Source organism: Pseudodesulfovibrio indicus, assembly GCF_001563225.1.
GTDB classification, from domain to species: Bacteria; Desulfobacterota; Desulfovibrionia; order Desulfovibrionales; family Desulfovibrionaceae; genus Pseudodesulfovibrio; species Pseudodesulfovibrio indicus.
Genome location: NZ_CP014206.1, coordinates 296337 through 323162, shown reverse-complemented (window position 1 = coordinate 323162; position 26826 = coordinate 296337). Strand labels below are relative to the sequence as shown.

The 26826-nt window shown below is 64.1% G+C and carries 24 protein-coding genes and 1 tRNA gene; 12 read left to right on the top strand and 13 right to left on the bottom strand.

The window, feature by feature from the left end:
• Window positions 1–36: 36 nt before the first annotated feature.
• Complete coding sequence (locus tag AWY79_RS01555) at window positions 37–2106, top strand: methyl-accepting chemotaxis protein (RefSeq protein ID WP_066799455.1); 2070 nt, start codon at window positions 37–39, stop codon at window positions 2104–2106.
• A gap of 240 nt (window positions 2107–2346) precedes the next feature.
• Here the strand turns inward: AWY79_RS01555 and AWY79_RS01550 are convergent, their stop codons facing one another.
• The 3 genes from AWY79_RS01550 to AWY79_RS01540 all read right to left on the bottom strand — a co-directional run bounded on the left by AWY79_RS01550 (window position 2347) and on the right by AWY79_RS01540 (window position 3481).
• Window positions 2347–2760, bottom strand: a complete 414-nt coding sequence (locus AWY79_RS01550) for a GFA family protein (protein ID WP_066799453.1) — start codon at window positions 2758–2760, stop codon at window positions 2347–2349.
• Window positions 2761–2930: 170 nt separating this feature from the next.
• Window positions 2931–3007: transfer RNA gene (locus tag AWY79_RS01545), tRNA-Arg, on the bottom strand.
• 57 nt (window positions 3008–3064) lie between these two features.
• Window positions 3065–3481: a secondary thiamine-phosphate synthase enzyme YjbQ gene (locus tag AWY79_RS01540; protein ID WP_066799451.1), complete on the bottom strand. Its 417-nt coding sequence runs from the start codon at window positions 3479–3481 to the stop codon at window positions 3065–3067.
• A 172-nt stretch (window positions 3482–3653) separates the two neighbouring features.
• Here AWY79_RS01540 and AWY79_RS01535 point away from each other — a divergent pair, with 172 nt between their 5' ends.
• The 4 genes from AWY79_RS01535 to AWY79_RS01520 all read left to right on the top strand — a co-directional run bounded on the left by AWY79_RS01535 (window position 3654) and on the right by AWY79_RS01520 (window position 8055).
• On the top strand, window positions 3654–5246 hold the full coding sequence (locus AWY79_RS01535; protein WP_066799449.1) for a GSCFA domain-containing protein: 1593 nt from the start codon (window positions 3654–3656) through the stop codon (window positions 5244–5246).
• Between the two features lie 209 nt (window positions 5247–5455).
• A complete protein-coding gene (locus tag AWY79_RS01530; RefSeq protein ID WP_066799447.1) occupies window positions 5456–6298 on the top strand; it encodes a radical SAM/SPASM domain-containing protein in 843 nt (280 codons plus the stop codon).
• 426 nt (window positions 6299–6724) lie between these two features.
• The gene (gene speD, locus AWY79_RS01525; protein ID WP_066799445.1) at window positions 6725–7132 is read left to right on the top strand and encodes an adenosylmethionine decarboxylase; all 408 of its coding nucleotides are present in this window, start codon (window positions 6725–6727) and stop codon (window positions 7130–7132) included.
• Window positions 7114–8055 (top strand): spermine/spermidine synthase domain-containing protein, encoded by a 942-nt coding sequence (locus AWY79_RS01520; protein WP_066799443.1) that lies wholly within the window; start codon window positions 7114–7116, stop codon window positions 8053–8055. The genes speD and AWY79_RS01520 overlap by 19 nt, the downstream gene beginning before the upstream one ends.
• A gap of 313 nt (window positions 8056–8368) precedes the next feature.
• On the opposite strand, the gene AWY79_RS01515 is transcribed toward AWY79_RS01520, so the two are convergent.
• Together AWY79_RS01515 and AWY79_RS01510 are read right to left on the bottom strand one after the other, a co-directional pair.
• On the bottom strand, window positions 8369–8794 hold the full coding sequence (locus AWY79_RS01515; RefSeq protein WP_066799441.1) for a pyrimidine dimer DNA glycosylase/endonuclease V: 426 nt from the start codon (window positions 8792–8794) through the stop codon (window positions 8369–8371).
• 4 nt (window positions 8795–8798) lie between these two features.
• On the bottom strand, window positions 8799–9347 hold the full coding sequence (locus AWY79_RS01510) for a hypothetical protein (protein WP_066799439.1): 549 nt from the start codon (window positions 9345–9347) through the stop codon (window positions 8799–8801).
• A 359-nt stretch (window positions 9348–9706) separates the two neighbouring features.
• Between AWY79_RS01510 and AWY79_RS01505 the strand changes: the two genes are divergently transcribed.
• Window positions 9707–11524, top strand: coding sequence for a 30S ribosomal protein S1 (locus AWY79_RS01505; RefSeq protein WP_066799437.1), 1818 nt, complete (start codon window positions 9707–9709; stop codon window positions 11522–11524).
• Between the two features lie 11 nt (window positions 11525–11535).
• A complete protein-coding gene (gene sppA, locus AWY79_RS01500) occupies window positions 11536–12438 on the top strand; it encodes a signal peptide peptidase SppA (protein WP_066799435.1) in 903 nt (300 codons plus the stop codon).
• A 311-nt stretch (window positions 12439–12749) separates the two neighbouring features.
• Here the strand turns inward: sppA and AWY79_RS01495 are convergent, their stop codons facing one another.
• The 8 genes from AWY79_RS01495 to AWY79_RS01465 form a co-directional block, all read right to left on the bottom strand.
• Window positions 12750–13532: an ABC transporter ATP-binding protein gene (locus tag AWY79_RS01495; RefSeq protein ID WP_233490973.1), complete on the bottom strand. Its 783-nt coding sequence runs from the start codon at window positions 13530–13532 to the stop codon at window positions 12750–12752.
• Window positions 13533–13534: 2 nt separating this feature from the next.
• The gene (locus AWY79_RS01490; protein WP_066799433.1) at window positions 13535–14362 is read right to left on the bottom strand and encodes an ABC transporter permease; all 828 of its coding nucleotides are present in this window, start codon (window positions 14360–14362) and stop codon (window positions 13535–13537) included.
• Window positions 14363–14419: 57 nt separating this feature from the next.
• Entirely contained in the window at window positions 14420–15544 is a 1125-nt protein-coding gene (locus tag AWY79_RS01485) for a CmpA/NrtA family ABC transporter substrate-binding protein (RefSeq protein ID WP_066806914.1), read from the bottom strand.
• Window positions 15545–15570: 26 nt separating this feature from the next.
• Window positions 15571–16701: a double-cubane-cluster-containing anaerobic reductase gene (locus tag AWY79_RS01480; RefSeq protein WP_066799431.1), complete on the bottom strand. Its 1131-nt coding sequence runs from the start codon at window positions 16699–16701 to the stop codon at window positions 15571–15573.
• Between the two features lie 247 nt (window positions 16702–16948).
• Window positions 16949–17656, bottom strand: a complete 708-nt coding sequence (locus AWY79_RS01475; protein WP_066799429.1) for a class I SAM-dependent methyltransferase — start codon at window positions 17654–17656, stop codon at window positions 16949–16951.
• Between the two features lie 33 nt (window positions 17657–17689).
• The gene (locus AWY79_RS01470; RefSeq protein WP_066799428.1) at window positions 17690–19024 is read right to left on the bottom strand and encodes a histone deacetylase family protein; all 1335 of its coding nucleotides are present in this window, start codon (window positions 19022–19024) and stop codon (window positions 17690–17692) included.
• A gap of 3 nt (window positions 19025–19027) precedes the next feature.
• Complete coding sequence (locus tag AWY79_RS18595) at window positions 19028–19582, bottom strand: hypothetical protein (protein ID WP_133987341.1); 555 nt, start codon at window positions 19580–19582, stop codon at window positions 19028–19030.
• 3 nt (window positions 19583–19585) lie between these two features.
• Window positions 19586–21301: a hydantoinase/oxoprolinase family protein gene (locus AWY79_RS01465; RefSeq protein ID WP_066799426.1), complete on the bottom strand. Its 1716-nt coding sequence runs from the start codon at window positions 21299–21301 to the stop codon at window positions 19586–19588.
• 202 nt (window positions 21302–21503) lie between these two features.
• Here AWY79_RS01465 and AWY79_RS01460 point away from each other — a divergent pair, with 202 nt between their 5' ends.
• The 5 genes from AWY79_RS01460 to AWY79_RS01440 all read left to right on the top strand — a co-directional run bounded on the left by AWY79_RS01460 (window position 21504) and on the right by AWY79_RS01440 (window position 26780).
• The gene (locus AWY79_RS01460) at window positions 21504–22364 is read left to right on the top strand and encodes an SDR family oxidoreductase (RefSeq protein WP_066799424.1); all 861 of its coding nucleotides are present in this window, start codon (window positions 21504–21506) and stop codon (window positions 22362–22364) included.
• A 1-nt stretch (window position 22365) separates the two neighbouring features.
• Window positions 22366–23139 carry an HD-GYP domain-containing protein gene (locus tag AWY79_RS01455; protein WP_066799422.1) on the top strand — a complete coding sequence of 258 codons (774 nt, stop codon included), beginning with the start codon at window positions 22366–22368 and terminating at the stop codon, window positions 23137–23139.
• 66 nt (window positions 23140–23205) lie between these two features.
• On the top strand, window positions 23206–23589 hold the full coding sequence (locus AWY79_RS01450) for a cupin domain-containing protein (protein WP_099093183.1): 384 nt from the start codon (window positions 23206–23208) through the stop codon (window positions 23587–23589).
• A 10-nt stretch (window positions 23590–23599) separates the two neighbouring features.
• Window positions 23600–24388, top strand: coding sequence for a helix-turn-helix domain-containing protein (locus AWY79_RS01445; protein ID WP_066799420.1), 789 nt, complete (start codon window positions 23600–23602; stop codon window positions 24386–24388).
• Window positions 24389–24485: 97 nt separating this feature from the next.
• Window positions 24486–26780, top strand: a complete 2295-nt coding sequence (locus AWY79_RS01440) for a PAS domain S-box protein (protein ID WP_066799418.1) — start codon at window positions 24486–24488, stop codon at window positions 26778–26780.
• Window positions 26781–26826: the final 46 nt, after the last annotated feature.

Genomic DNA, 26826 nt, shown 5'->3' with positions numbered 1-26826 from the left:
AATTTGGCGGTCATGTGAAGGGCATGGGAGGAAGTTATGGGATGGAAAAACTGTAAACTGTGCGTAAAATTTGGCGTTGGGTTCGGCTCGGTGCTCCTGCTGCTCGTGGTTCTGGGGGCATGGGCGCTGTTCGGCATCGACGGCATCGTGAAGAATGCCGGAGAAGTCATCACGGGCAACAAGCTGCGGGGCAATTTTACCCAGAAGGTAGTGGACCATCTGAAATGGGCGGAAAAGGTCAACGAACTGCTGGCCGATTCCCACGTCCACACCCTGGACGTCCAGACCGACCCCCACAAATGCGCCTTCGGCAAATGGTACTACAGCGACGCCCGGACCGAGGCCGAGACCCTGGTCCCGGCCATCCGGCCGTTGATGGCGGATATCGAGGGCGTGCACAACGACCTGCACCGCTCGGCCATCGAGATCGGAGAGAAGTACGCCCCCGCCGACGTTGAGCTGGGCTCCTTTCTGCGCGACAAGAAGCTGGACCACCTGATCTGGATGGGCCAAGTCAAGGACGCGCTCATCAATCCGAGCGCGCGCGAGACCGGCGTTCAGGCAGATCCCCACCAGTGCGGCCTGGGCAAGTGGCTCTATTCCGAAGAGACCGCCAAGCGCATGGAGGCGGACCCCGAATTCGGCAAACTGGTCAAGGCGATCTACGAGCCGCACCGCTCCCTGCACGAATCCGCCAAGGAGATCGACGTGGAGCTTGGCGCCGGTGACCGCGCCAAGGCCCAGGAGTGGTTCCGTGACATCACCGGCCCCCTGGCCGAAGAGACCCTTTCAGCCATCGACCACGTCCTGGCCCTCAACGATTCCCGCGTGGTCGGGTATGAAGCCGCCAAGGCCGTCTATACCGGCAAGACCATGCCCGCCTTGAACAAGGTGCAGGAAATCCTGAACAAGAGCATGGAGATCATTTCCCGCGACATCATGACCGACGACGAGATGCTCAAGGAGGCCACCAGCACCAGGGTGGGGGTGATGATTTTCGCCGTGGTCTCCATCGTCCTGGGCGTGTTCCTGGCCTGGCTCATCGCGCGCGGCATCATCGGCCCGCTGCGCAGGGGCATGGACTTCGCGCAGGAGGTCTCTTCCGGCGACCTGACCGCCACCGTGGACCTGAACCAGAACGACGAGGTGGGGCAGCTGGCCCGGTCCCTGAGCGACATGGCCAAAAACCTCAATCGCGTGGTGGGCGAGGTGAACTCCGCCACCGACGCGGTTTCGGCGGGCAGCGAGGAGTTGTCCGCCTCGGCCCAGTCCCTGTCCCAGTCCGTGGTCGAGCAGGCGGCGTCCATCGAGCAGGTCTCCGCCTCGGTGGAGGAGATGAGCGCGGGCGTGCGCGCCAACACGCGCAGCGCGCAGGAGACCGAAGCCATCGCCATGAAGGCGGCCCAGGGCGCCAAGGACAGCGGCGCGGCCGTGGGCGAGGCCATGGACGCCCTCAAGTCCATCGCCGAGCGCATCACCATCATCCAGGAGATCGCCCGCCAGACCAACCTGCTGGCCCTGAACGCGGCCATCGAGGCCGCCCGCGCGGGCGAGCACGGCAAGGGGTTCGCGGTGGTCGCGGCCGAGGTCCGCAAGCTGGCCGAGCGCAGCGGCAAGGCCGCCGAGGAGATCGGCGGGCTGTCCGAGGCTTCCATGGGCGTGGCCGACAAGGCCGGGCAGATGCTGGCCGAACTGGTGCCCCAGATCGGGCGCACCGCCGAACTGGTCCAGGAGATCGCCTCCAGCTCGGCCGAGCAGGACACGGGCGTGTCCCAGATCGGTGAGGCCATCACCCAGCTGGACCAGGTGATCCAGGGCAACGCCTCCGCGTCCGAAGAGATGGCCGCCACCTCCGAGGAGCTTTCCGCCCAGGCCCAGGCCCTGGCCGAGGCCATGACCTTCTTCAAGGTGGCGCACGGCGGAACGACGTCGGGCGGGCACAAGCGCGTGGTGGCCAAACGCGCCGCGCCCCGCTCCCTGCCCGCCGGTTCGACCCGTGCGCCCAAGACCGTTTCCGGCGCCGACACCGGCACCAAGGGCATCGACAGCGGAATCGACAACGGAATCGACATGGACATGGGTGAAGAGGACTTCGAGCGCTTCTAACCAACAGCCGACGCAGTCGAAAGGGCCGCATCCTTCGGGGTGCGGCCCTTTTTCGCGCGCACCGCCCATTCGCGCCCGTTCCTCATCGTGAAAAGGGCTTGGTTGCGCCGTGTGCAGGGGGGCGGTCCGTCCGGGGGAAAAGAAAAGGCTCCCGGGACAGGCAAGTCGGGGAGCCGTTGTCCATTCCAAGGCGCGCCGGGCGGTAGGCGGCCTGACCGCGTCCGGGGCAGGCAATCCGTTCTACTTTACGTCCTCGTCCGGGAGTCCGTCGAAGCCGACGATATTCTCCAGCCCCGCATCCCAGTTGGCCCGCCTGGCCGTAAAGATGTGCCCGTCGGGGCGGTTCGGGACGTCGCTGTCCAGGCTCCCCGCCGGGACGACCAGCAGGGTTCCGTCCATCTGGATGTTGGGCAGGGCCGAGCCGCAGAGGACGCAGAAGCTCTTGATGTGCCCGGTGTTGTTGAAATCAAAGGTCCGGACAAGTTCCTCCCCCGACAGCCACGTCAGGCGGGCCGTGGAGGAGAACAGGTTGGCCGCGTGGGCGGTGCCCGTGTCCTTCCGGCACCGCTCGCAGTGGCACAGGTAAAACCGCTCGAAATCCCCCTCGACCGTAAACGTCACCTTGCCGCACAGGCACGACCCCGCATGTTTCACTGCACTCTCCTCCCGATTCCCGTTGTCCGATTATTCCGATTCCCCATCCGGCAGCCCGTTTATGCCCTGTTTTGCCCGGCCTGTACAACGATGTCCCCCGTCCCGCGCGGAGAGCCCCCGCAATAAACGAAAAAGGGACCCACGGCATCCCCGCAAGTCCCTTGAAATTTTGGCGCGCCAGGTAGGATTCGAACCCACGGCCGTCGGCTTAGAAGGCCGATGCTCTATCCACCTGAGCTACTGGCGCGCGTGCGAGTCTCATTAATAAGGCGGGTGGCGGAGGTCAAGGATATTCGTCGGGCCGTCAGTCGCCGATGATCTTGACCAGCACGCGCTTGCGGCGGCGGCCGTCGAACTCGCCGTAGAAGATGCGTTCCCAGGTGCCGAAGTCGAGCTTGCCGTCCGTGACCGCGACCACCACCTCGCGGCCCATGACCTGCCGTTTCATGTGCGCGTCCGCGTTGTCCTCGTATCCGTTGTGCCGGTACTGCGAAACCGGCTCGTGCGGGGCCAGCTTCTCCAGCCAGACCTCGTAGTCGTGGTGCAGGCCGGATTCGTCGTCGTTGATGAACACCGACGCGGTGATGTGCATGGCGTTCACCAGGCACAGCCCCTCGCGGATGGAGGACTCCCGCAGGCACGCCTCCACGTCGTCGGTGATGTTCACGAACGCGCGCCGGGTCGGGACCTCGTAAAAAAGTTCTTTTCTGTATGATTTCACGATTGCCTCCCATGGGTTGCGGCGGGGTTGCCGGGTGATGGCGCTCGCCTGCCTCACCGCCCCGGCCAGGGGCCGGGGGCGGGGGGCGCTCCGTGTTTCCACCTTTACTAAAATCAGGGCATGGAATACAAGTAAAGAATTACACTGTTTAAGCCTCGACGGATGGAGATTCATGGACATTTCTCATTGGAGCAAAGCTTCCCCGCGCCTCAAGCCCCAGGTGTGGCCCGCGGTGACGGCCAAGGGGCGTATCCCCGAAGGGTCAACCGTCTTTACCATGGGGAGCTGTTTCGCCCGCAACATCGAAAAACATCTCCAAAGGCTCGGCTTTGCCATTCCCACCTTGGACTTCAGCGTCCCCAAGGAAGAGTTTCCCATGGGTGGCGGCAACGGCATGTTGAATAAATACACTCCGCCGTCCATTTTCCAGGAGATCAGCTGGGCCGCGCGCATCCACGACAGGGACGGCGTGGTCGTGGCCGAGGACCTGCACGACCTGACGTATCCCTGCCAAGGCGGCTACGTGGACCTGCAACTGGGCGGATATGTGCCCGTGGGGTTCGACAGGCTGCTGGAGCGGCGGCAGCAGTTGTACGACGTGGTGCGGAACATCTTTTCCTGCGGACTGGTCGTCATGACCCTGGGGTTGATCGAGGCCTGGCGGGACACCAAAACCGGGCTTTTCATCCAGCAGGCGCCGTCCATCAAGGAAATGATCCGGGATAGGGAACGGTTCGTGTTCCATCTCCTCTCCCACGGCGAATGCCTCGGCTTCGTCGAGGACGCCATCGCCCTGGTGCGGGCGCGCAATCCCAAGGCCCGCTTCCTGCTGACCACCTCCCCGATCCCGCTCGGAAGGACGTTCACCGATGACGACGTCATCGTCGCCAACCTGCACTCCAAGTCCAAGCTCCGGTCCGTGTGCGGCGAACTCGCGGCCAGGGAGGAGGTCGAGTATTTTCCGAGCTTCGAGTCCGTCATGCTGACCAAGGATTGGGACATCTGGTATCCCGACCTTCGCCATGTGGAAGGGTTCTTTGTCGGGGAGATCGTCAACAGGTTGTGCGACGCATATTTCGATTCGAGTGAAAGCGCCAGACTGTACCAACGGTCCTTCTGCTGCAAGAGCAACGAGGAATCGGTCGAGCTCATGCGGGCGGCCTTGGAGTTGGAGGAAAAAGCCGAGTACCACAGCCGGTTGGGCGGGCTGTATAGGTTGGCCGGGAGGCTCGACGAAGCGATCGAGAGCTTCCGGAACGCCAACCGGCTCGACCCGGCAGAGTGGGAAACCTACAGGCACCTGGCGATCCTCGAGGAAAAGAAGGGGTGTTTCAAGGAAGCCCTTCTCTGGTTGGCCCGGGGGGAGGAACACTGGCCGACCGGCAATGGCGAATTGCACCTTATCCAAAGCCGTCTGAGCAACAAGAGCCATGACCGCGCCGCAGCTGTCGAGTCCATGAAGCGCGCCCTGGACGCCGACCCGTCCTTGATGAAGAACAAGCTCTCGCAGGGCCAGGTGCTGTTGTCGGTGAAACAGGTCGACAGGGCCGCTCTCGTCGCGAATGAAGTGATAAACTACAATCTGTCCATTCCTGATTCACACCGTGAGGCCGGGTGCCTGGCGCAGGCGCGTCTGCTGCTCAGCCGCGCGCATGAGCATGCGGGCCGGTTGGACGAGGCCGTGGCCGAGGCAGAGAAAGCCGCGGCCCTGGACAACGGGGATTCTGAAATACGGGCGCATCTCGCGACACTTCGCGAGCGATGAGGGATTTCTGCGGAAAATGGATGCGGCGGGGTTGACGCGCCGATGTCCGAAAGGCGAGGGTGCGCGTTCCGCGGTTGACAGCCCCGAGGGCGTCATCCGGTTGTCCCCTCGTTGTGTTGCCGAAACGTCAGAGGGTTGCGGGAGCGACTTGATGCAAGGGCCGTTTCCCGCCGGGTTTTACCGGCAGGGAGCGGCAAAAGGGCTGATACATGATCCAGATCGATACCACGTCGCACTGCAATCTGAAGTGCCATTTCTGCGCCAGGAGCAAGCCGGAATATGAGGATGCGATCCCCATAAACACGGAGCTTGGCTGGGACGACTTCCTGACGACTATCCATTCCGTGAACGACTACCTGGAGAAAAACGGGCTGGAAAAGACCTGCATCCTGCACGGAGCGGGCGAGCCCCTGCTCTGGAAGCACTATCGGGAGGGGCTCCTTTACGTCCGGAAGCTCGGCTTCAACACCAAGCTCATCACCAACGGCATCCTGCTCAAGGACGAGATGGCGGACTTCGTCATCGAGAACATCACCTTCGGGCTGAACGTCTCGATCAACGCGGCCACGCCGGAGACCTATCGGGAAGTCTGCGGCTTCAACGATCCCGAACGGATTTTCTCCAACTGCCGCTCCTTGCTCGAAAAGATCCGCAAGGCGGAGAAGCGGCCCCGGAGGGTGACCTTCAGCCTGGTCGAGACAGAAAAGAACAGGCACGAGATCCATAAATTCAGGAAGATGTGGGCCGAGTACCGTGACGTCGTGATGGTGGCCATCGTCCAGGATATCTTCAGGCAGAAGGAAGGGACCTTTACCCCGGACATCAACGGGACCTGCGCCCGGTTGAAGCCCCATTCGTTCAAGATCCTGCAAAACGGCGACGTGATGCCGTGCTGCATGAGCCGCTTCATGCCTCTGGGCAATATCCGCAAGCAGTCCCTGGACGAAATCGCGGGGGGTGTCGTGTACCAATCCATGCAGGCGCTGAACGAGGCGGGCAAGCTGGGTGCTATCTACGAATGCAGCAAATTGTGCCTGAACAAACCCGAATAAACGGGAAAGGTGACCAACGCTTCCCTTCGGCCCGCTCCGGCCGGGGGGGGATTCCGACTCCGTGCGAAAGACCCGCGCCCACCGGTGCGGGTCTTTTCGTTGCCGAAAAACGCACGGCCCGCGCGGTTTGCTACGATTGTGTAAGATCACAAAATAATGCTTGCATTCGCACAATGATTGTATACAAGCTCCATCCATTGGTTCGCCGCGATGAGGATTGACCGGTCCGATTAGCGGCGGACGGAGCGGGACGCCCCCGGATTCAACACCCGGATGCGGCTCCCGCCGGGTTTGCGTCATTTCGGCGCGGGCCAACCGTACCAAGGGGGTTTTATGTGTTCAGTTGATGGCTGTGCTTTAATGCCGGCCGGTTTGGCAAGGAGGTGCTTCGGTCACTAACCCATTTTAATCACGAGGTGTTGATGAATGAACACTGTCGGTGTGCATTGCATTCTTGAACTCAAAGGTTGTCCTTCCCATCTGCTCGACGACGAGCAGCTCATTCTCGAAACCATGGTCAACGCGGCTGCGACGGCCATGTCCACCCTGCTCGACATCACGAGCCACAAGTTCGAGCCCCAAGGCGTGACCGCCCTGGCGCTGCTGGCTGAATCCCATATTTCCATCCATACCTGGCCCGAGTCCGGCTATGCCGCGCTGGATATCTTCACCTGCGGCGAAACCGCCCGGCCCAGAGTCGCCTGCGAGTACTTCATCGAAAAGCTCCAGGCCGCCGACCACACCCTGTCCGTGCTCCCGCGCGGCAACGGATGCGGCTGCCACATGCCCATGGCGCCGTCAGAGGAGGCCAACCTTTGGCAGGCTCGAAGCTAACTTGCGACTACTGGATCACCGAGTACATGACCGAGGATGACGTCCACCTCCACGGGGTGGCCGAAATGCTCGAATTCAAGCGGACCGAGTACCAGGAGATGTCCATTGTCCGGTCCAAGACCTTCGGCACGGGGTTGGTCCTGGACGGCAAATGGCAGACCACGGTGCGCGACGAGTTCCTGTACCACGAGCCCCTGGTCCACACCGCCCTCTACCAGCACGGCGCGCCAAAGCGCGTCCTGGTCCTGGGCGGCGCGGACGGCGGCGCCGTGCGCGAGGTCCTCAAGTGGAAGTCCGTGACCAACGCCGTGCAGGTCGAGATCGACGAGGTCGTGTTCAACGCCTGCCAGGAGCACCTGGGTGAGATCCACCAGGGGTGCTTCCAGAATTCGCGCGCCGAGATCCGTTTCGGCGACGCCTTCGAGGTCCTGGAAAAGGAAGGCGGCTCCTGGGACGTCATCGTCTGCGACCTGTCCGACCCCCTGGAGGACAGCCCGGCCATGGACCTGTTCACCAGGGAGTTCTTCACCACCTGCCGCGAAGCGCTGGCCCCCGGCGGCGTCTTCGTCATCCAGGCCGGACCGGTGACGCCGCCCTTCGACGACGGCCACGCGCGCATCGTGCGCACGCTCGGCACCGTGTTCGAACACACCACCCACTTCTTCTCCTGCACTCCCACCTACGTGGTGCCGCTCGGCTTCGCCATGGGCTCCCTCAAGCCCCTGGACACCGACCCGGAACCCGCCAAGGTGGACGCCATCCTGGCCCAAAGCGTGGAAGGGGAGCTGAAGTTCTTCGACGGCATCGCCCTGCGCGGACTCATGAGCCCGCCCAAATACCTGCGCGACAAGGTGGCCAATGGCGAAAGCCTCTCCACCCTCGACGACCCCGCCCGATATACCGGCTCCGGAGTCAAGTCCTAGCAGGGGCGGCATACGCAATGAACGGGCCGGGGATGCGCATACGCATCCCCGGCCCGAGCTTTTTTGGAGGAATGCCTCTGGACTCCCTTCCAAACTTTTATGTCGTTCCGCGAAGGTCGGCGGTGGTCGGTGGCCGTGCTGCTTCAGATTCTTGGACAAAGGCGAAAAAACACGGACACGCGCGGCCGCACGCCCCTGGCGAAGCCACACAAAAAGTTTGGAAGGGAGAGGGGATGGGGGTCCGGGGGAAGGGGAGAGGGAAACTTTTCCAAAAGTTTCCCTCTCCCCTTCCCCCGGCCGCCGGAGGCGCGTTCTATCGCTTCTCCCAGTCCCGGACGTCGCCTTTGACGAGAACGAACAGGGGATGGGGTGCGGGTTTGAGGTCGCGGGAGTCTTCGAACCGGTCGGGGGCGCGCTGTTCGAGCTTGGCGAGCAGGTGGCGCCATTCATAGTCGAGCTGGCCTGTGTGTTCGCGGATGGGCGCGGCCTTGGCCTGTTCGTCGATCTTTGAGCCGTCGAAGTTGTAGCCCCGGTTGCGGGCCTCGCGGAGCACGGCGGCGAGGTAGGCGTCGATGGCCGAAAGCGGGTCCGGGTGATCGCGGAACCGGTTCAGCTGGGGGTGGCGGGTGTACCCTTTGGTTTCGCCGCGCAGGACCTTGCGGGCGAGCAGTCCCTCGCGCCACACCGCGGTCAGTCCCTTGGTGTCCAGAAATCGGGGGTGCACGGTCCAGAGCCGCATGCGGCTACCTCGTCTCGGCCAGGTAGCCCAGCTCGCGCGCGAAGTCCTGGGTCTCGGCCGGGCAGCCGTGCAGGAGGTGCCCCAGCCGCATCATGTCGCCCGCGGGAAAATCCTTTTGCCAACGCTCGTAATAGCCGGTGAAGCCGTACATCCAGAGCATTTCGGACGCCTGGGTGAAGACCTGGCGGGCCAGGGCGTCCCAGGTGGTCGAGGTCTCGATCTTCCAGACCGGATATTCGTCGCCGTCCACCTCGCGCTTGCCCTTGAAATCCACGACGATGTCGAGGACTCCGTCGGGCCTGGGGATGACGGACCAGTAGTAGAGCCAGCCCTCGCCGCCCCATTCGAACTCGATGTGGCGATAGTCGGTCTCCATGTCCGTGGGCGCGTCCAGTCCCCGGACGTCGCACAGGCAGCGGAACAGGTCCTTGATCGGCTCCGAGAAATTGGAATGCACGCTCAAATCGTAATGGGAATCGCCCGACACCAGGCGCGCTTCGAGCCATCCGGCACGCGCTTCGGTGAGGTAGATTTCAAAACGTTCGTCAGACATTCCCGCCTCCAGATCGCTGTTTGAGGCACCCTACACAACTCCGCATTGTTACGCAAAGGGTGGGTGGGGCGGAGCGGCCCGAAATCGTGGCGGAACCCTTGCCGGAAAAAGGTTTACAGGGTGCGGGAATTTCGTTATGCACATTACTCTTCTTTATATGGGAGAATAGCTCAATCATAACCGGTTGATTTGCTTATCTTCCTCCAAAAGGAGCGTAAAGATGTCGGGTTCGATCCCTAGGACCGACCGCGCGGACGGGGCTCGCCTGCCTCGGAAACGATGACCCGCGAGCGCGGAACCCTCATCTTGAAAATATACGTTAAAACACCATTGTCCGAGGTCCGTTGTGGAGGTAACCCATGGAAAACACTAAAGCTGATGAAACCATTGACATGGAAATGAATTTTGCCGACGCCCTTGACGAGTATCTGAACTCCGATTTCGGCGATCTGGACGAGGGGACCATTGTCTCCGGCGAAGTCGTCAAGGTCGACAAGGACTACGTCCTGGTTGACGTGAACTTCAAGTCCGAAGGCCAGATTCCCGTTTCCGAATTCACCGAATCCGACGGCACCGTCGCCATCAAGGTCGGTGAGAAGGTCGACGTATTCGTCGCCCGCAAGAACGAAGCCGAAGGCACCATCTACTTGTCCCGCGACAAGGCCAAGCGGATGCAGCTTTTCGATAAACTGGAAGAGCTCCAGGAGAAGGACGGCGAAGTCGTCGGCCGCATCATCCGCCGCATCAAGGGCGGCTACACCGTCGACCTGGGCGGCGTCGAGGCGTTCCTGCCCGGCTCCCACGTCGACCTGCGTCCGGTCCCCGACATGGACGCCCTCGTGAACCAGGAATTCGACTTCAAGATCCTGAAGATCAACCGCCGCCGTTCCAACGTCATCGTCTCCCGCCGCGTGCTGCTGGAAGAGATGCGTTCCGAACAGCGCGACAAGCTGCTCGACACCCTCGAAGAGGGTCAGGTCGTGCAGGGCAAGGTCAAGAACATCACCGAGTACGGCGTGTTCATCGACCTCGGCGGCCTCGACGGCCTGCTGCACATCACCGACATGTCCTGGAAGCGCATCAAGCATCCCAAGGAGATGGTCAACCTGGGCGACGATCTCGAGCTGAAGATCCTGAACTTCGACCGCGAGGGCCAGAAGGTCTCCCTCGGCCTGAAGCAGCTCGTCCCCGATCCGTGGGAGAACATCGCCGAGAAGTACCCCGAGGGTTCCCGCTTCACCGGCACCATCACCAACCTGGCCGACTACGGCGCGTTCGTCGAGCTGGAGAACGGCGTGGAAGGACTGGTCCACATCTCCGAGATGTCCTGGACCCGCAAGCTCCGCCACCCGTCCCAGATGGTCAAGGTCGGTGAGGAAGTCGAGGTCATCGTCCTCGGCGTCGACCAGGACAAGAAGCGCATCTCCCTCGGCATGAAGCAGATCTCCCCGAACCCGTGGGATGTCGTGGCCGAGAAGTACCCCGAGGGCACCGTCCTCGAAGGCGCCATCAAGAACATCACCGAGTTCGGCGTGTTCATCGGCATCGAAGAGGGCATCGACGGCCTGATCCACGTGTCCGACATCTCCTGGACCAAGAAGATTCGTCACCCCTCCGAGGTCTACAAGGTCGGTGACTCCGTCCAGGCCAAGGTCCTCACCGTGGACAAGGAGAACGAGAAGTTCACCCTGGGCGTGAAGCAGCTGACCGAAGATCCCTGGACCCAGGTCCCGGCCAAGTACCCCGTGGGCCAGAAGGTCACCGGCGTGGTCACCAACATCACCGACTTCGGTCTCTTCGTCGAGGTCGAGGAAGGCATCGAGGGTCTGGTCCACGTCTCCGAGATCAGCCGCAAGAAGATCAAGTCCCCCTCCGAGATGTACAAGGAAGGCGACACCATCGAAGCCAAGGTCATCCACGTGTCCGCCGACGAGCGTCGCCTGGGCCTGTCCATCAAGCAGACCAAGGAAGAGCCCGCCCGCGCCGCTGGTGGCGGCAAGTCCAAGTCCTTCGGTGGCGACAGCGTCAGCGCCGGCTCCACCCTGGGCGACCTGCTCCGCGAGAAGCTGGAGGAAGCCGCCGGTGACGCCCTGGCCGCTGCCGAGGAAGAGGCCGAAGCCGCTGTCGAGGAAACTCCCGAAACCGAAGCTCCGGCCGAGGAAGAAGAGTCCAAATAAGGAAATCCGTCATGCGTTTGGAAGGAACCAAAACCCGTTTCTCCCAGCGCCACCCCCTTCTGTTCGGGGTGTTGATGATCATACTGGCCGTGGCCCTCTTTTCGGGGGTCGCGGCCTTTTTCCGTTCCATGGGCTGGACGCCCGGGGCCATCGCCCTGTCCGGCGACAAGATCGGCATCGTCCACATCGAGGGCATGATCTTCGACTCGGCCAAGGTCGTCTCGTTCATCAAGACCCTTGAGGACGACGACTCGGTCAAGGGCGTGCTGCTGCGCGTGGACTCCCCCGGCGGGGCCATCGCCCCCTCCCAGGAAATCTACGCCGCCGTCAAGAAGCTCGACGAGGTCAAGCCCGTGGTCGCCTCCTACGGCACCGTGGCCGCCAGCGGCGGCTACTACGCCTCCTGCCCGGCGCGGCTCATCTTCGCCAACCCGGGCTCGCTCACCGCGTCCATCGGCGTGGTCGCCGAATTCGTCACCGTGGCCGAGGCGCTGGAAAAATTCGGCATCAAGCCCGAAGTCCTGGCCACCGGCAAATACAAGGGCGCGGGAACCCCGCTGCGCGACCTGACCGACGCCCAGCGCGAACAGCTCCTGGACCTGATGCACGACCTCCACGACCAGTTCGTGGACCACGTGGCCGAAGCGCGCGGCATGGAACGCACCCGCGTGGCCGCCGTGGCCGACGGACGGGCCGTCACCGGACGCCAGGCCGTGTCCCTCGGGCTCATCGACCGCATCGGCACCCGCTCGGACGCCATCGACGAACTCAAGCGGCTGGCCGGAATCGAGGGCAAGGCCCCGGTCCTCGAAGGCCCCGTCGAGGAACGAACCCTGCTCCAGGAAATCGTCGGCTCCCTCAAGATCGACCTCTCCTCCAGCCTGCCCCAGGGCTGGTCCTTCTATTACAGATAGCCGGGGCGCTGCCCCGGACCCCGCTTAAGAACCTTTTGAAAAAGGTTCTTAAGAATCTCCAAAACTTTGTGGGTGCCTTCGGCAGGTCCGTGCGGGCGCGGGGTTGCTTGCGTCTTGTGTCCGGGCGAATAGGCGGAGGGAACAAACTACCGTAAAGGAAGCCGTTTACCCATATCCCCCCCAACCTCGCGAAGCGACCCAAAAAGTTTGGAAGGGTGAGGGAATGGGGGTCTGGGGGAAGGGGAGAGGGAAACTTTTCCCAAAAGTTTCCCTCTCCCCTTCCCCCAGCCGCCGGAGGCATTTCCCCCCGGTCAGGCTCCTTCGAGCTCTTTGAGGATGTGGTCGGTGAGTCGGCCGAATTCCGGCAGGGCGCGGCTTCTGGGGCGTTCCATGTCGACGTCGAGTACGGAGCGGATGCGTCCGGGGCGGCTGGTCATGATGACGATGCGGTCGGCCAGGTACACGGCTTCGTCCACGCTGTGGGTGACGAGGACGATGGTCTTGCGGGTGAGTTCCCAGACCTTGAGCAGTTCGCGCTGGAGCAGGATGCGCGTGTGCGCGTCCAGGGCGCCGAAGGGTTCGTCCATGAGCAGGACGTCCGGGTCGTTGCACAGGGCGCGGGCGATGGCGACCCGTTGGCGCATGCCGCCGGACAGTTCGTGGGGGTAGGCGTGGGCGAAGTCGAGCATGTCGACCATGCGCAGGTAGGTTTCGGCGTGTTGTTCGCGTTTGGCCTTGGGCGTTCCGGCGAAGGCGGGGCCTGCGGCCACGTTTTGGAGCACCGTGAGCCAGGGAAAGAGCGAGTATTCCTGGAAGACCAGGCCGATCTTGCCGCAGGGCCGGGTCACGGCCTCGGCGCGGTAGTGGATGGTCCCGGCGGTGGCCGGTTCCAGCCCGGCGGCCACGCGCAGGATGGTGGACTTGCCGCAGCCCGAGGGGCCGACGATGCAGGTGAAGGAGTTTTCGGCGATGGGCAGGGTGACGTCGTCCACGGCCAGGACGGGATCGCCCCGCTTGGTCTGGTATTGCTTGCAGAGATTGCGGATGTCGATGATCCGCTCTTCGGTACGGGTGTCGTTGCCGTTCATGTGCATGGTTATCTCCGCCAGGAAAATTTCTTGTGTTCGACGCGCCGGAAAATCGTATCCATGCACGCCCCGACCACGCCGATGGAGACCATTCCGGCGATGACGATGTCGGTGGACGCCAGGGTGAAGGCGTGGGTGATCATGTAGCCGATGCCCGAGAGCGAGCCCGGGAGCATCTCCGCCGAGACCAGGCACATCCAGGCGATGCCGAGCCCGATGCGCATGCCGGTGATGATCGACGGCATGGCCGCCGGGAGCAGGACCTTGCGGAAGATCTGGCCCTCGCTGGCCCCGAGCACGCGGGCCGAGTCGATGAGCGTGGGGTTCACGCCGCGCACGCCCTGGATGGTGGAGGTCAGGATCGGGTAGAACGCGCCGACGAAGATGATGAACAGCATGGCGAACTTGATGTTGTCCAGGTAGATGTACGCTTGGCCGACCTCCACGCCGGACAGGGTGGCCAGGCTGGCGATGCCGAACCAGGCCATGACCAGGGGGACCCAGGCCAGGGGCGGGATGGGCCGGAACAGGTTCAGGAAGCCGTTGAAGAAGCCGTAGACCGGCGCGTAGTAGCCCATGACCACGCCGAGGGGGATGGCCACGAGCGCGGCGGTGGTGTAGCCGAGCACCACGCGCACCAGGCTGACCAGCACGTTGGCGGTCAGCGACCCCATGCCTATGAGGTCGCGGAAGGGGTGTATCAGGATGTCGGCCACCTGGGAGATGGACGGCAGGATGACCTGGTTGTCGATGCGGTCGGCCAGGACCAGCCAGATCAGGCAGAGCAGGGCCGGGGCCATGAGCGGCACGGCCAGGGACAGGGGACGGATCTTCATGAACGCTCCGGATAGCCCGGGACCGGGCCGAATGGCCCGATCCCGGAGACGGCCCGCCTAGTGGCTCAGGCTCTTGTTGACGAAAGTGAAGTCGAACAGGAGCGCCTCGGTGGCGGGGCGGTCGGTGTCCTTGAGCTTGCCCTTGAGCTTGTTCATGCTCCGGAGCATCTGGATGAACATCTCTTCGCCGTTCAGCCAGTTCTCGGTGGGGTCGGTGGTGTAGATGATGGCCGACTTGGCCAGGGCCTCGGCGGGAGCGCCGATCCACTGGGCCGAAATCCCGGCGGCCTCGATCTTGTTTTCGTTGCACCACTTGGAGGAGACGGTCATGAGGTCGGTCATGGCCTGGATCACCTCGGGGTGTTCGGCGATGAGCTTTTCGGAGGTGCCCATGACGCAGCAGGGGAAGTCGTGCCACTTGCCCTCGGGCGGCAGGTCGCGGGAGTCCAGGGCCAGGTGGCCCACGCCCTTGAATTCGGCCACAGACGGGTGCGGGGCGGGTCCGACCCAGCAGTCGACCTGCTTGCTGAGCAGGGCCGGGATCAGGTTGGAGGTGGACTTGAGGTCGACCATCAGGATGTCGGCTTCGGCGTTGTTGGGGTCGCCGGTGATCTTGAAGCCCGCGTTGTGCAGCGCGCCCTCGAAGACCACGCGCGGGGCGCTGGTCGGGGAGTGGTAGCCGATCTTGAACGGGGTCTTGGACGCCCGGATGGCGGCGGCCACGTCGTCATAGCCGGTGACCGTGCTGCCCGCCGGGAAGACCATGCCCAGGCCGTCCACGTGCATGGGGCAGAGCGCCTTGACCTTGGTCCCCTTGTCCACGCCGCTCATGAAGGCGGTGCTCGACGCCAGGGCCAGGTCCATCTGGTTCATGGCGAACAGGGTGATGGTCTCGGAACCGCTCTTGGAGACCAGCAGGGTCAGCTCGGCCAGGGGCTGGTCCTGGCCGGTCATGAGCGTGAATTTCTGTTTGGGCACCAGGGTTTTCAGGTAGACCCCGTTGGGCTTGAACGCCTCGCCCCGGACCGCCGCCACCATGAGCGGGGTGTGGTGGGTGGTGAACACGTAGCCCATGTTCAGCTTGGGCACGTCGGAACCGATGGCCGGTCCGGCGCACAGGGTGACGACCGTGATCAAGGCCGCCAGCAGGCACAAGGCCTTGTTGCATGCAATCCTCTTCATCATACCTCTCCTCAACGGGTTGTTTGTTAAAAAAGTTCCAGGAACGCCTCGACGCGGGTGCGCAGCTGTTCGGTGTCGGACGGGGAATAGTCGGTCCCCACGTGCAGGAAGGGCAGGCCGAGCTTGCACTCGACGAACCGTTGCACCAGGGTCGATTCCGCATTGTAGGTGTGGCAGCCCAGCCAGGTCAGGTCGACCACGGCGTCCACCCGGTAGGTCCCGGCCATGGCGCGCAGGTCGTCGAGCCGGTTCGGGTTGGGGGTCATGCACGAGCAGGGAATCTGCAGGTAGCGGCGGGCCAGGGCCTCCCAGGGGTCGCCCTGCTCGTCCACCGCAAGGGGCAGCCCCTTGAGCCCGGAGCAGTTCTCCATGCACACCACCCGCGCGCCCAGCTCCTCCACGATGCGGATGAGCTTGTCCGACCCCTTGCCCGTGGGGCAGCCTGTGAGCAGGATTCGCGGCCCGCTGCGGGCGACCGGGCCGGGCTCGGCCAGGTGCGTTTCGAGGTCGCGGTGCAGCCCGCGCAGGGCGGCCAGGTATTTTTCCGGGTATACGGAAAAGCTTTTGCTCTCCTGCACGGCCAGCAGGTCCGAGGCGGTCAGGGGCGAACGGTCGTCGGCGGCCAGCAGCGCGACCCGGGCCAGCTCGGCGCGGATGGCGTTCTGCTGCACGATCTCCTCATGCAGGGCCTCCTCCGTGACCAGCACGCCCGAGACGCCGGTCAGGAACGCCTCCAGCTCCCTGAGCCCGCGCATCCAGTACTCCAGGGCGGCGGGGCCGGTCTGGGTGTGGGGCAGGTGCATCAGGTGCAGCGGCTTGAGCCGTCCCATCAGCTCGTACATCTTCTTCTTGCCGTCGCAGGTGGTCTCGGCCACCAGCACGTCGGCCGCGCTGAAGAACGGGCAGGTGCCGTTGATCGCATAGCCGTAGCTCGACTTGATGAGCGGACACAGGCTGTGCGGCAGGTCCTCCTCCGCGTCCTTGATGGGGTCCTGCTTCTTGCCGCACAGGCTGACCGGGGCCACCCCGGCCGCCCGGATCAGCTCCGTGGGCGCATAGATGCAGTACACGCCGGCAACCTTGCCGCCGTCTTCCTTCCATGCGTCCAGATCGGCAATGCTCAACTCCGAGAAATTGACGAAATGTTTGATGTTCATGGTTCCGCTCCCCTGAAATCGGCCGCGACAATGCACCGCCCGGCATATCGAACAATTTATTATGTTTTATTTTAGCTATTTAAAATATCTATCAGCAAGGACCTCTGCCTATCCGACCGTTGAAGATGTGTACAAACAAGCAGAGTCCCCCACGGTCTTGCACCAGACCGGAGGGCGTGGGGGGCGGTCGCAGTCCCGGGCGAAGCGGGCGGCGGGGAGCGGTGAAGGGGAAGGCCGGAGGGGGTTGCTAGCCCGGGGTCTCGATCTTCGCGCAGAGGTATTCGGTGGTCAGGGCGCTGGCCGTGTCGGCCTCGAGAATCTTGAATCCGGCGCGTTCGAGCATGCCGGTGATGACCCAGTCGAAGGTGCTGTATTCCTCGCGGATATGCAGGGCGGTCTCGTCGGCGAACTCCTGGCCGTGGTCGCGTGCCAGCCCGTCGAGCAGGGACTGGACGCTGACCTCGAAGTCGGGGTCAAAGGGGAAGATGACGTCGGTCAGGCAGAAGAAGCCGCCGGGCTTGAGCATCCGGTTGACGTTGAGCAGGGCGGCCTGCTTCCAGTAGTCGGGCAGGTGGTGGAGCGCCCATTTGGTGGTCACCACGTCCGCCGGTTCAGCGGGCCGGAAGCCGAGGAAGCCGCCGCGATGGAACTCGATGTTGGCGATGCCCGCCTCCCTTGCCTTGGCCTCGGCGATGGACTGCATCTCGCGGGAGACGTCCACGGCCAGGATAGTGCGGAAGTAGCGGGCCGCGTGCACGGAAAACGCCCCGGTGCCGCAGCCGAGGTCGATGGCGGTCATGGTCCTGGTGTCGGCCGGGGCGAGGCGGTCGACGAAGCGTTTGACCTCCTCGTCGTAGTCCCGAAAATCCATCTGCACGTCATAGTGGTCGGCGCTGGTCTTGTCCGTGTAGTCAACGCCCACTTGCTTGAATTCATTGTAAAACCAGTCTTTCATGATACTCCGTTGATGGTTGTGTCGGCGCGGGGATCAGAATCCGTACCGAGCGTACTCCTTGTCCAGCCGGTTGATGAGCTGGATGTAGCGGTAGGTCCCCTTGATCTGGGCGTCCTCCACCATCTGGTAGCCGCGCGCGCGGCATTCCGGGCAGGCGTCGATGGGGATCTCCACGCCCAGGCAGAGCGGCCCGGAGTCGGCGCGGGTCTCGACCTTGTAGAGCCCCCGGCACTGCTTGCACAGGGTCACGGACTCCTGCTGCACCTCGTTGATGCCGTCGGTGTCGTAGTAGATCTGCTTGTGGCGGATGAAGGTGTTGCCGGAGATCACGCCGACGCGGCTGTCGTCCTTGGGCACGAATTCCGGCGGATCGAAGTACAGGGCCGGGAGCTGCTTGCAGAGCTCCTCGATGTAGGCGGTGGTCCGGGCGTCCTGGCGGATGCGCTCGGCGTTGTAGTTGGGTTCGCGGACGTGGGAGTAGTCCACCCCGGCCATGGCCAGGCAGATGCCGAGGTTGATGTAGGGCAGCGCGCCCTGGATGGAGTAGCCGCCTTCGAGCACGGCGATGTCCGGCTTGAGCATGTCGTTCATGGCCGCATAGCCCTGGGCCGAGAAGTTCATGTTGGTGATCGGGTCGGTGAAGTGGTTGTCCTGCCCGGCGGAGTTGATGACCAGGTCCGGCTTGAAGTCCTCGAGGATGGGCAGGACGATGCGCTCCACGGCCATGAGGAACCCCTCGTCCGAGGTGTTGGGCGGCAGGGGGATGTTGATGGTCCTGCCCATGGCGTTGGGGCCGCCCAGTTCGCGCGGGAAGCCGGTGCCGGGGTACAGGGTGCGCCCGTCCTGGTGCAGGGAGATGAACAGGGTGTCCGGGTCGTGCCAGTAGACGTCCTGGGTGCCGTCCCCGTGGTGGCAGTCGGTGTCCACGATGGCGATGCGCTTGCGGCCGTACTTCTCGCGGATATGCTCGATCATGACCGCTTCGATGTTGATGGTGCAGAACCCGCGCGAGCCGTGCACGACCTTCATGGCGTGGTGCCCGGGGGGCCGGACCATGGCGAAGGCGCAGTCCCGCTCGCCCTCCATGACCAGGTCGGCGGCCTTCATGGCCCCGCCCGCGGAGATGAGGTGCGATCGGGTGGCCACGGCGGCCACCTCGGGGAAGCAGAAGTGGACGCGCTCCACGTCTTCCACGGCGGCCACGTCGGGCTTGTATTCGCCCACGCCCTCGATGTCGAAGAGCCCCTCCTCGCGCAGCTGGTCCTGGGTGTAGAGGAGCCGCTCCTGGCGCTCGGGGTGGGTGGGGGAGATGGCCCAGTCAAAGGCCGGGAAGAAGATGATGCCGAGGGTCTTGTTGGATTTGAGCATGGCTTAACTCCCAACTCTTGGGTTGAGAATGTGACGATATTCTTCCAATAAAGAATCTAAAACTTGATTTAACCTGTTTCGTGTTCCGAAATTGACATTAATAATGTTTCTGATGCGATCGTTGAAATGGTTGGAATCAACATTATCAATTTCGCTTTCTCTAAGTAAGATTAAGGAGTCTTTCCCTTCAAAATAACGAGTGAAATGGGTGAGGACATTTTGAATCTGATGATAACTGTCAGTGTGTAAAATAGGACCCGCCTTTCTAAGAGCCAGATTTGCTTTGCGCAATTTAGAAGAAAAAACTCTCAGATTTTGGATTGAGGCGTTGTCCCATAAATCGTCAACACATTGGTTTAGATCACATAGCATTTCCCATAAGTTGCGAATTGTTTGATAGTGAACATCTTCGTAACGATTCAAGCGATGCCTCTCTATCTCAAATTCTTGCTTGATATGTTCTGAAATTGTTGATTCGGTAACCCTTTTAATTATGAATAAAAAGATTCCCGATATAAAAGTGGCAACTCCTGCCGGAACTGCAATTTCAATAAGCATGGCTTAGCGGCCCTCCCCGAAGGTTTTGACCACGCCGGGCCGGACCTGGCATTTGACGCGGATGTTCTTGCCCACCTCGTCGTATCCCTCGACCATGTTGAAGCTGGAGGCGTGGGTGATCTGGGCGTCCTCGGGTTGCAGGAACACGCCCATGGAGCCGAGCTGCATGGTCAGCTGGTTGACCGCGTCCTTCCTGGCGTCGTCCAGGGAGTACCCGGAGGGCACGTTCTCGCGGTAGGAGAGGGTGGGGATGAACAGGACGTGCCGCTGGGTGTCGGCAAAGAGTTCGAGCTCCCAGGTGGTCCGGGTCAGGGCCGCGCCGATGGCGTTGGCCACGTCGTAGTTCTCCGGCACCTCGGTGGAGAGCTGAAACCGGCGGAAGAGTTCGGCCTTCAGGGCCTGGGCCGGGCCGCCCATGAGGTAGACCTTCTTGGGCACGATCTTCTTGCCCTCGATGAGTTCGTGGATGGTGTAGACCGGCTTGGAGTTGATCTCGTCCACCAGGGAGCGGGTGGCTTCGTGGATGGCGTCCGACGCGCCATCGATGGCCCTGCGCGCCAGGGTTGCGCCGGTCATGCCGTGGGTCGCGGCAAAGGTTTCCATGGCCTGTCTGGACTTCTCGGCGTCGCCCACGGCGCAGATGGTCTCGAAGTTGAGGGCGTCGGTCAGGGTGACGCGCTCGCCGCCCAGGCAGACGGACGGACCGAGCCGGTTGGGACCGACGCGCACCTCGGCCCCGTCGCCGGAGCCGATGACCGAGATGGCGGAGTCGCCGCCCACGCCGATGGAGTGGACCTTCAGGGCCGAGACCAGGGTGGGGTGCGAGCCGATGTCGATGCCCTCGCGCTCGATGAGCGGCGCGCCGTCGGCAAAGACCGCGATGTCGGTGGTGGTGCCGCCGATGTCGAGGATGACCGAGTCGTGGAAGATGTCGGTCAGGGCGATGATGCCCATGACCGAGGCGGCCGGGCCGGAAAAGATGGACTGCACGGGCATGGTCCGGGACTGGGGCAGGGGCATGGTCCCGCCGTCGGCCTTGAGCACGTTGACCTTGACGTGGCCCAGTCCCATCTCGTCCAGCGCCTTTTCCACGGCGGTGGCGAATTGGTTGTAGAGCCGCCAGACCGCGCAGTTGAAGTAGGCCGTGGCCACCCGCCGCGGAAAATTGAGCGCCCCGCCCAGCTGGTGGCCGAGGGTGACGAAGTCCGCGTGCTCGCAGACGTCCACGGACTTGCAGTTGCACACGGTGCGGCGGATCATGTTCTCGTGGCGCGGGTTGCGGGTGGAGAACTTGGACACCGCGGCGAATACCCGCACCTCGTTCTCGCGGCAGCGGTCCACGGCCTCGGCCAGTTGCCGGGAGCTCAGCGCGCGGACCTCGTTGCCCCGGTGGTCGATGGACCCGTCGATGACGTGGAAGTCCTTGCAGGGCATGAAGTTGTGCGGGTCGATGCCCGGCCCTGCGGAGACGATGACGCCCACGTCCTCGGTCTTGCCCTGGACGATGGCGTTGGTGGACAGGGTGGTGGACAGGTTCAGCTGGGCGACCTCGCCGGCATCCACCTGGGCGAGGATTGCCGTCAGCGCCTCGGTGACGGAAGAGAGCAGGTCGTGATGGCGGGTGGGGACCTTGCAGGAGGCGGCCACGGAAACCCCGCCCCTGAGGTCCAGGGCGACCGCGTCCGTGTGGGTCCCGCCCACGTCGATTCCAAGCAGCATTGCGACTCCGGTGTTTTTACAGGCTAGGGGCGATTTTGCACCCCTTGCGCCAAAGGCGCAACCCTCCTTTCGGCCAGTGGTCGAATCGGGTCGGGGAATGGTCGGAGGGCGGGCAGGGGTTTGCCTTTCCACGGCATCTTCGTGTAGCGTGCTGTGGTCAATGCGAACAACCCCCCGGAACTGCGGGGGAAGGAGAGCTTTCATGGGCAGGATATTCATAGCGGGCGCGGCCGGAAACATCGGCTCGGCCCTGATCGATACGCTGGGAGACAAGGCGGAGGTCGTGGCCGGGGTCCATTCCCCGGAAAAGGGCGCCTCCCTGGCCGGGGATTGCGTGGAGCCGCGCGTGTGCGACTTCGGCGACCTCGACTCCATGGAGCGGGCCATGGAGGGGTGCGACCGCATGTTCCTGGTCCTTCCGCTGCACGAGCGGCTGGCCCGCTACGGCAGGGTGGCCGTGGATGCGGCCAGGAAGGCGGGCATCAAGTACATCGTCCGCTCGTCGGCCTACGGCGCGTCCTCGGACGCCCACTGGCGGCTGGGGAGGGAGCACGGCATGGTGGACCAGTTCGTGGAGGATTCCAAGATTCCCTTCACCGTGCTGCGGCCCAACACCTTCATGCAGAATTTCAGCACCTTCATGGCCCCCATGATCCGGTCCGGGGTCATCGCCCTGCCCGAGGAGGAATACAAGGTCAGCTACATCGACGTGCGCGACATCGCGGCCTGCGCCGCCCGGCTGCTGCTCGACAGCGCCGGGTTCGAGGACGGGTTCTACGCCCTGACCGGGCCCAGGGGGCTGACCCTGGCCGAGGTGGCCGAGACCATCTCCGAGGCGGCGGGCGTTAAGGTGGCCTACACCCCCGTGGACGAGGAGACGTTCATCCAGGGGCTGGACCAGGCGGGCGTGCCCGAATGGAACCGGAACATGCTCGTGTCCCTGAGCCGGGTGGTCAAGCTCGGCATGCTGGGCAACGTGACCCAGGCCGTGGAGTACCTGACCGGCGCTCCGGCGCGGACCTTCGCGGACTTCGCCGCCGAGAGCGCGGCCGCCTGGAAGTAGCATGGCCGGGCTCAGGGGGCAGGAAGAACTGCTGCGGGCCATCCGGGCCATCACCTCGGGAAGCCACACGGACGAGATTCACCGGCTGACCGGGCCGGAGTACGACCCGGCCATCCAGGAACTGGCCGAGGCCATGGCCGTGATGCTCGTCCGGCTGGAGGCCCGGGAGGATCGGCTGGAAGAGCTCCTGGCCAAGATTCGGCGCGACACGGTGAACACCATCACCTCGGTCGTCCACGCCCTGGGCGCGCGCGACGCCTATACCGAGGGCCACGGCGAGCGCGTGGGCGTGTATGCCCGGCGGCTGGCCCAGCGGCTCAAGCTGCCCGCCGACGAGGTGGAGCGCATCCGTATCGCCGGGACTCTGCACGACATCGGCAAGATCGGGTTCAGCGACCGGGTCTTCAGCAGCGAGGACACCCCCTTGAGCGAGGACATGGTGGAGGAGATCCACCGCCACCCGGAGTGGGGCCGCGACATCCTCAAGGACCTGGACTTCCTCGGCCCGGCCCTGGAATACGTCTATGCCCACCACGAGCGGCTGGACGGCTCGGGTTATCCGCGGGGGCTGTCCGGCGACGCCATCCCGCTCGGCGCGCGCATCCTCTGCGTGGTGGACTATTTCGACGCCATGACCACGGACCGCCCCTACCAGAAGGGCCGTTCCCGCGAGGCCGCCTTCGCCATCCTGCGGGATTTGGCCGGGACCGCCCTGGACGAGACCCTGGTGGAGGCGTTCATCCTCGAAGTCGAGGAGAACGGTCCGGCGGGTTAGGGGCAAGAACGTGCAAGACCGGCCGCGGTCCGCTGCCGTATCCTCCTTGAAAACAAAGGAGGCATCATGCTGATATTCGACAGTTTTGATACGGGAACCGTGGTGGCGGGGGGCGCGGCAAAGACCGCCGAGGACCTGGAGTGGAACGCCCATCCGGCCTTTGCCGGGGTTTCCCTCAAGCATCTGATCACCGGGGCCGAGACCGGAGGACGGTTCAGCGCCCATCTTGTCCGGCTGGAACCGGGCGCGGAGATCGGCGACCATGTCCATGCGGCCAACTGGGAGCTGCACGAGGTGGCCGCGGGCGAGGGCGTGTGCGTGCTCGACGGGCGCTCCATCGCCTACGGGCCGGGCGTGGCCGCGGTCATGCCGGAAAACGCGCCCCATAGCGTGCGGGCCGGAAAGGACGGGCTTCGTCTTTTGGCCAAGTTCGTGCCCGCGCTGCTCTGACGGAGGACCCTTGGCTGACGAATCCACGACATTCCGTGAAATCCCCGGCCTGGACGGCGTCGGCGTGGTCCGCCACGCGGGACCGCCGCCCACCGGGGCGCGCCACGCCCACCGGTCCGTGTGCGTGTGCGCGGTCCTGTCCGGCGTGCGGATCGTGTCGTGCGCGGGAGCTCGTTGCGAGGCCGGGGCCGGGAACGTGCTGGTCCTCCCCGCCGGGCTGCCCCACACCTGCGCCGGTCCGCCCAGCGAGTATGTCGCGATCTCCATTCCCCCGGCCTGCTTCGAGCGGGGCGGGCTGGTCCCGGATGTGCCGGGGCCGATGATCGTGGACGACCCGGTCCGGTTCGGCGCGGTCCTCCACCTGTCGGAATTGGCCGGGGGCGGCGCGTCCCTGCTGGAGCGGCAGGGGGCGCTGCTGGCGGTCATGGAGCCGCTTTGCGGTTCCGGCCCACCCCAATCAGGTCCTCCGTCCGAGCCGGAGCGCATCGCCCAGGTCCGCCGGCGGCTGGAATCCAACTGCGCGGAAGACCTCCCCCTGGAAGCCCTCGCGGACATGGCCGGACTGAGCCCGTGCAGGCTGAACCGCGCCTTTGCCGCCGCTGTGGGCATGCCGCCCCACGAGTACCAGATTCTCCAGCGCGTGCAGCGGGCCAAGGAATGCATCCGCCAGGGCCTGGAGCTGGCCCGCTGCGCGGCCGAGGCCGGTTTCTCGGACCAGAGCCACATGACCCGCTGCTTTCGCAAGGTCATGGGCATGACCCCCGGCACCTTCGCGGCCGGTGTGACGCGCATCCGTTAAGCTGAACAGAACGTCGGGAAGCCGTTCCACTTTGGGCGCGCTTTTGCTATGGTCGCCGAAACGCGGCGCCCGCCCGGCCGTTGTAACGGACGTCACCATGCTCAAGCGCATTACCTACCTGATTCCCCCGCTCATCGGCCTGATGGTCGCGGCGATGGTCTATATCGGCTACCGGGCGGACCTGGACAACCACGCCCAAAAGAATCACGCCAGGGTGTTGCAGGTGCTCAACGAGACCAGGGCGACCCTGGAGGCCTCACTGGGCGCGAGCGTCCACCTGATCGGCTCCATGGAGGCGTTCCTCAAGGTCAACCCCGAGCCGAGCCGGGCCGAGTTCGAGGTCCTGGCCGGGTCCCTGATGGCCGATGTCCCCGCCGTGCGCTCCCTGATGCTCGCCAGGAACGACGTCGTCACCCGTATCTTTCCCCGGCCCACGGATGGCAAGGTCCTGGGCCGCGACCTGTCCAAGGTGGGACCGGTGGCCCTGCGGACCCTGGTGCAGCGCGCCAAGGAGACCGGACAGCGCCAGATCCTCGCCCAGGAGCAGCACTCCCACGGCGTCGAGGAGATCACCATCCTGGCCCCGGTCCATCCGTCGGGCGGGAAGGGGAGTGACGGGTACTGGGGGTTGGTCTGCGTCAGGATCGACGGCGCCGCCTTTTTCCGCAATGCGGGCATCGGCCTGAGCGGAAACGACGTGATCCTGGCCGTCCGGGACGGCGGACTCCTGGCCACCGAGACCGTGCTGGCGGGCGACCCCGTGGTCTTCGACATGGTCCCCATGGTCCAGACCATCCGCGTGCCGTCCGGCGAATGGGTGCTGGCCGCTGCCCCCGGCGGCGGCTGGGGCGGCTCGCCCTACAGCGCCGCGATCCTCTTCGGCGGCGGCGTGGCCACCATCCTCATTCCCGCCTCACTGTGGGCCGTGGTCGCCATGATCCTCGGCCGCCTCAAGGACCGGGAGCGGTACTACCAGCTGGTCCACAACGCCAAGTCGATCATCCTGCGTATCAACATGGACGGCGACATCGTCTTCTGCAACGAGTACGCCGAGGATTTCTACGGCTACGATCCGGGCGAACTGCTCGGCAAGCCCCTGGTCGGCACCCTGGTCTCGCGCAAGAGCCTGGAAGGCAAGTCCATGCGCCGCTACCTCGACCGGCTGCTCAACAACCCCTCGGCCCACCCGTTCAACGAGACCATGAACATCCGCAAGAACGGGGAGATCGTCTGGGTCGCCTGGGCCAACGACTCGGTCAAGGCCGGCGACGGCACCGTCGCGGGGCTGCTCTGCGTGGGTACGGACATCACCGACCGCAAGCTCATGGAAGAGGCCCTGCGCCAGCGCGAAAAGCAATATCGGCTCCTGGCCGAGAACGTCACCGACATCATCTGGGGGCTGGACGCCGACTACCGGTTCACCTACGTCAGCCCGTCCGACGAGGCCGTGCGCGGGTTCAAGCGGTACGACGTGCTCGGCCGCCCCATAACCGATTTCCTGACCCCGGCCTCGCGCCGCATATTCGAGGACGCCCTGCGCGTGCTCGACGACGCGGACGGGCCGCAGGGACCCGGCACCTCGGTCACCGAGGACCTGGAGTTCATCTGCGCGGACGGCTCCACCGTGTGGCTCGAATCCCACCTCGGCACCCTGCTCAGCGAGGAGGGCGAACGGATCGGGTTGCAGGGCGTCAGCCGCGACATCACCGATCGCAAGCTCGCCGAGGCCCTGCGCGACGACGTGGAGCGCATGGCCCGCCACGATCTCAAGACCCCGCTCGGCGCGGTCATCAGCCTGCCCGAGGAGATCCGCAAGATCGGCAGGCTGTCCGCCCCGCAGGAGGCCATGCTCAAGACCATCGAGAATGCGGGCGCGACCATGCTCGAACTCATCAACCGGTCGTTGGACCTCTACAAGATGGAGTGCGGGACCTACGTCCTCGAGCGGACCACCGTGGACGTCCTCGACGTGCTCGAAAACATCAAGGCCGAGGCGTTGCCCCAGATCCGCGAAAAAGGAATCAGCATGGGCATCGAGGCTCGCGGCGGGCCGAACCCCGGTTCGGCCGTCATCTCCGCGGACGCCGAACTCTTCCGGTCCATGCTCGCCAACCTCATGGTCAACGCGATCCAGGCCTCGCCCGAATCCGGGTCCGTGTCCGTACTCATCGAACTGGAGCGGGACCTGACTATCACCATCCGGAACCAGGGCGAGGTGCCGTGCTCCGTGCGCGATACCTTCTTCGACAAATACTCCACCTCCAGCACCGCGCGCGGCTCCGGGCTCGGCACCTACTCCGCGCGGCTCATCGCCCGGACCCACGGCGGCGACATCAACGTCGAAACCTGGAAGCCCGGCGAGACCTCGGTCATCATCACCCTCCCGCAGTAGGGCGAAGCCTCCGGGCCTCCTTCCCCCGAAATGCCGGCGGCCCGGC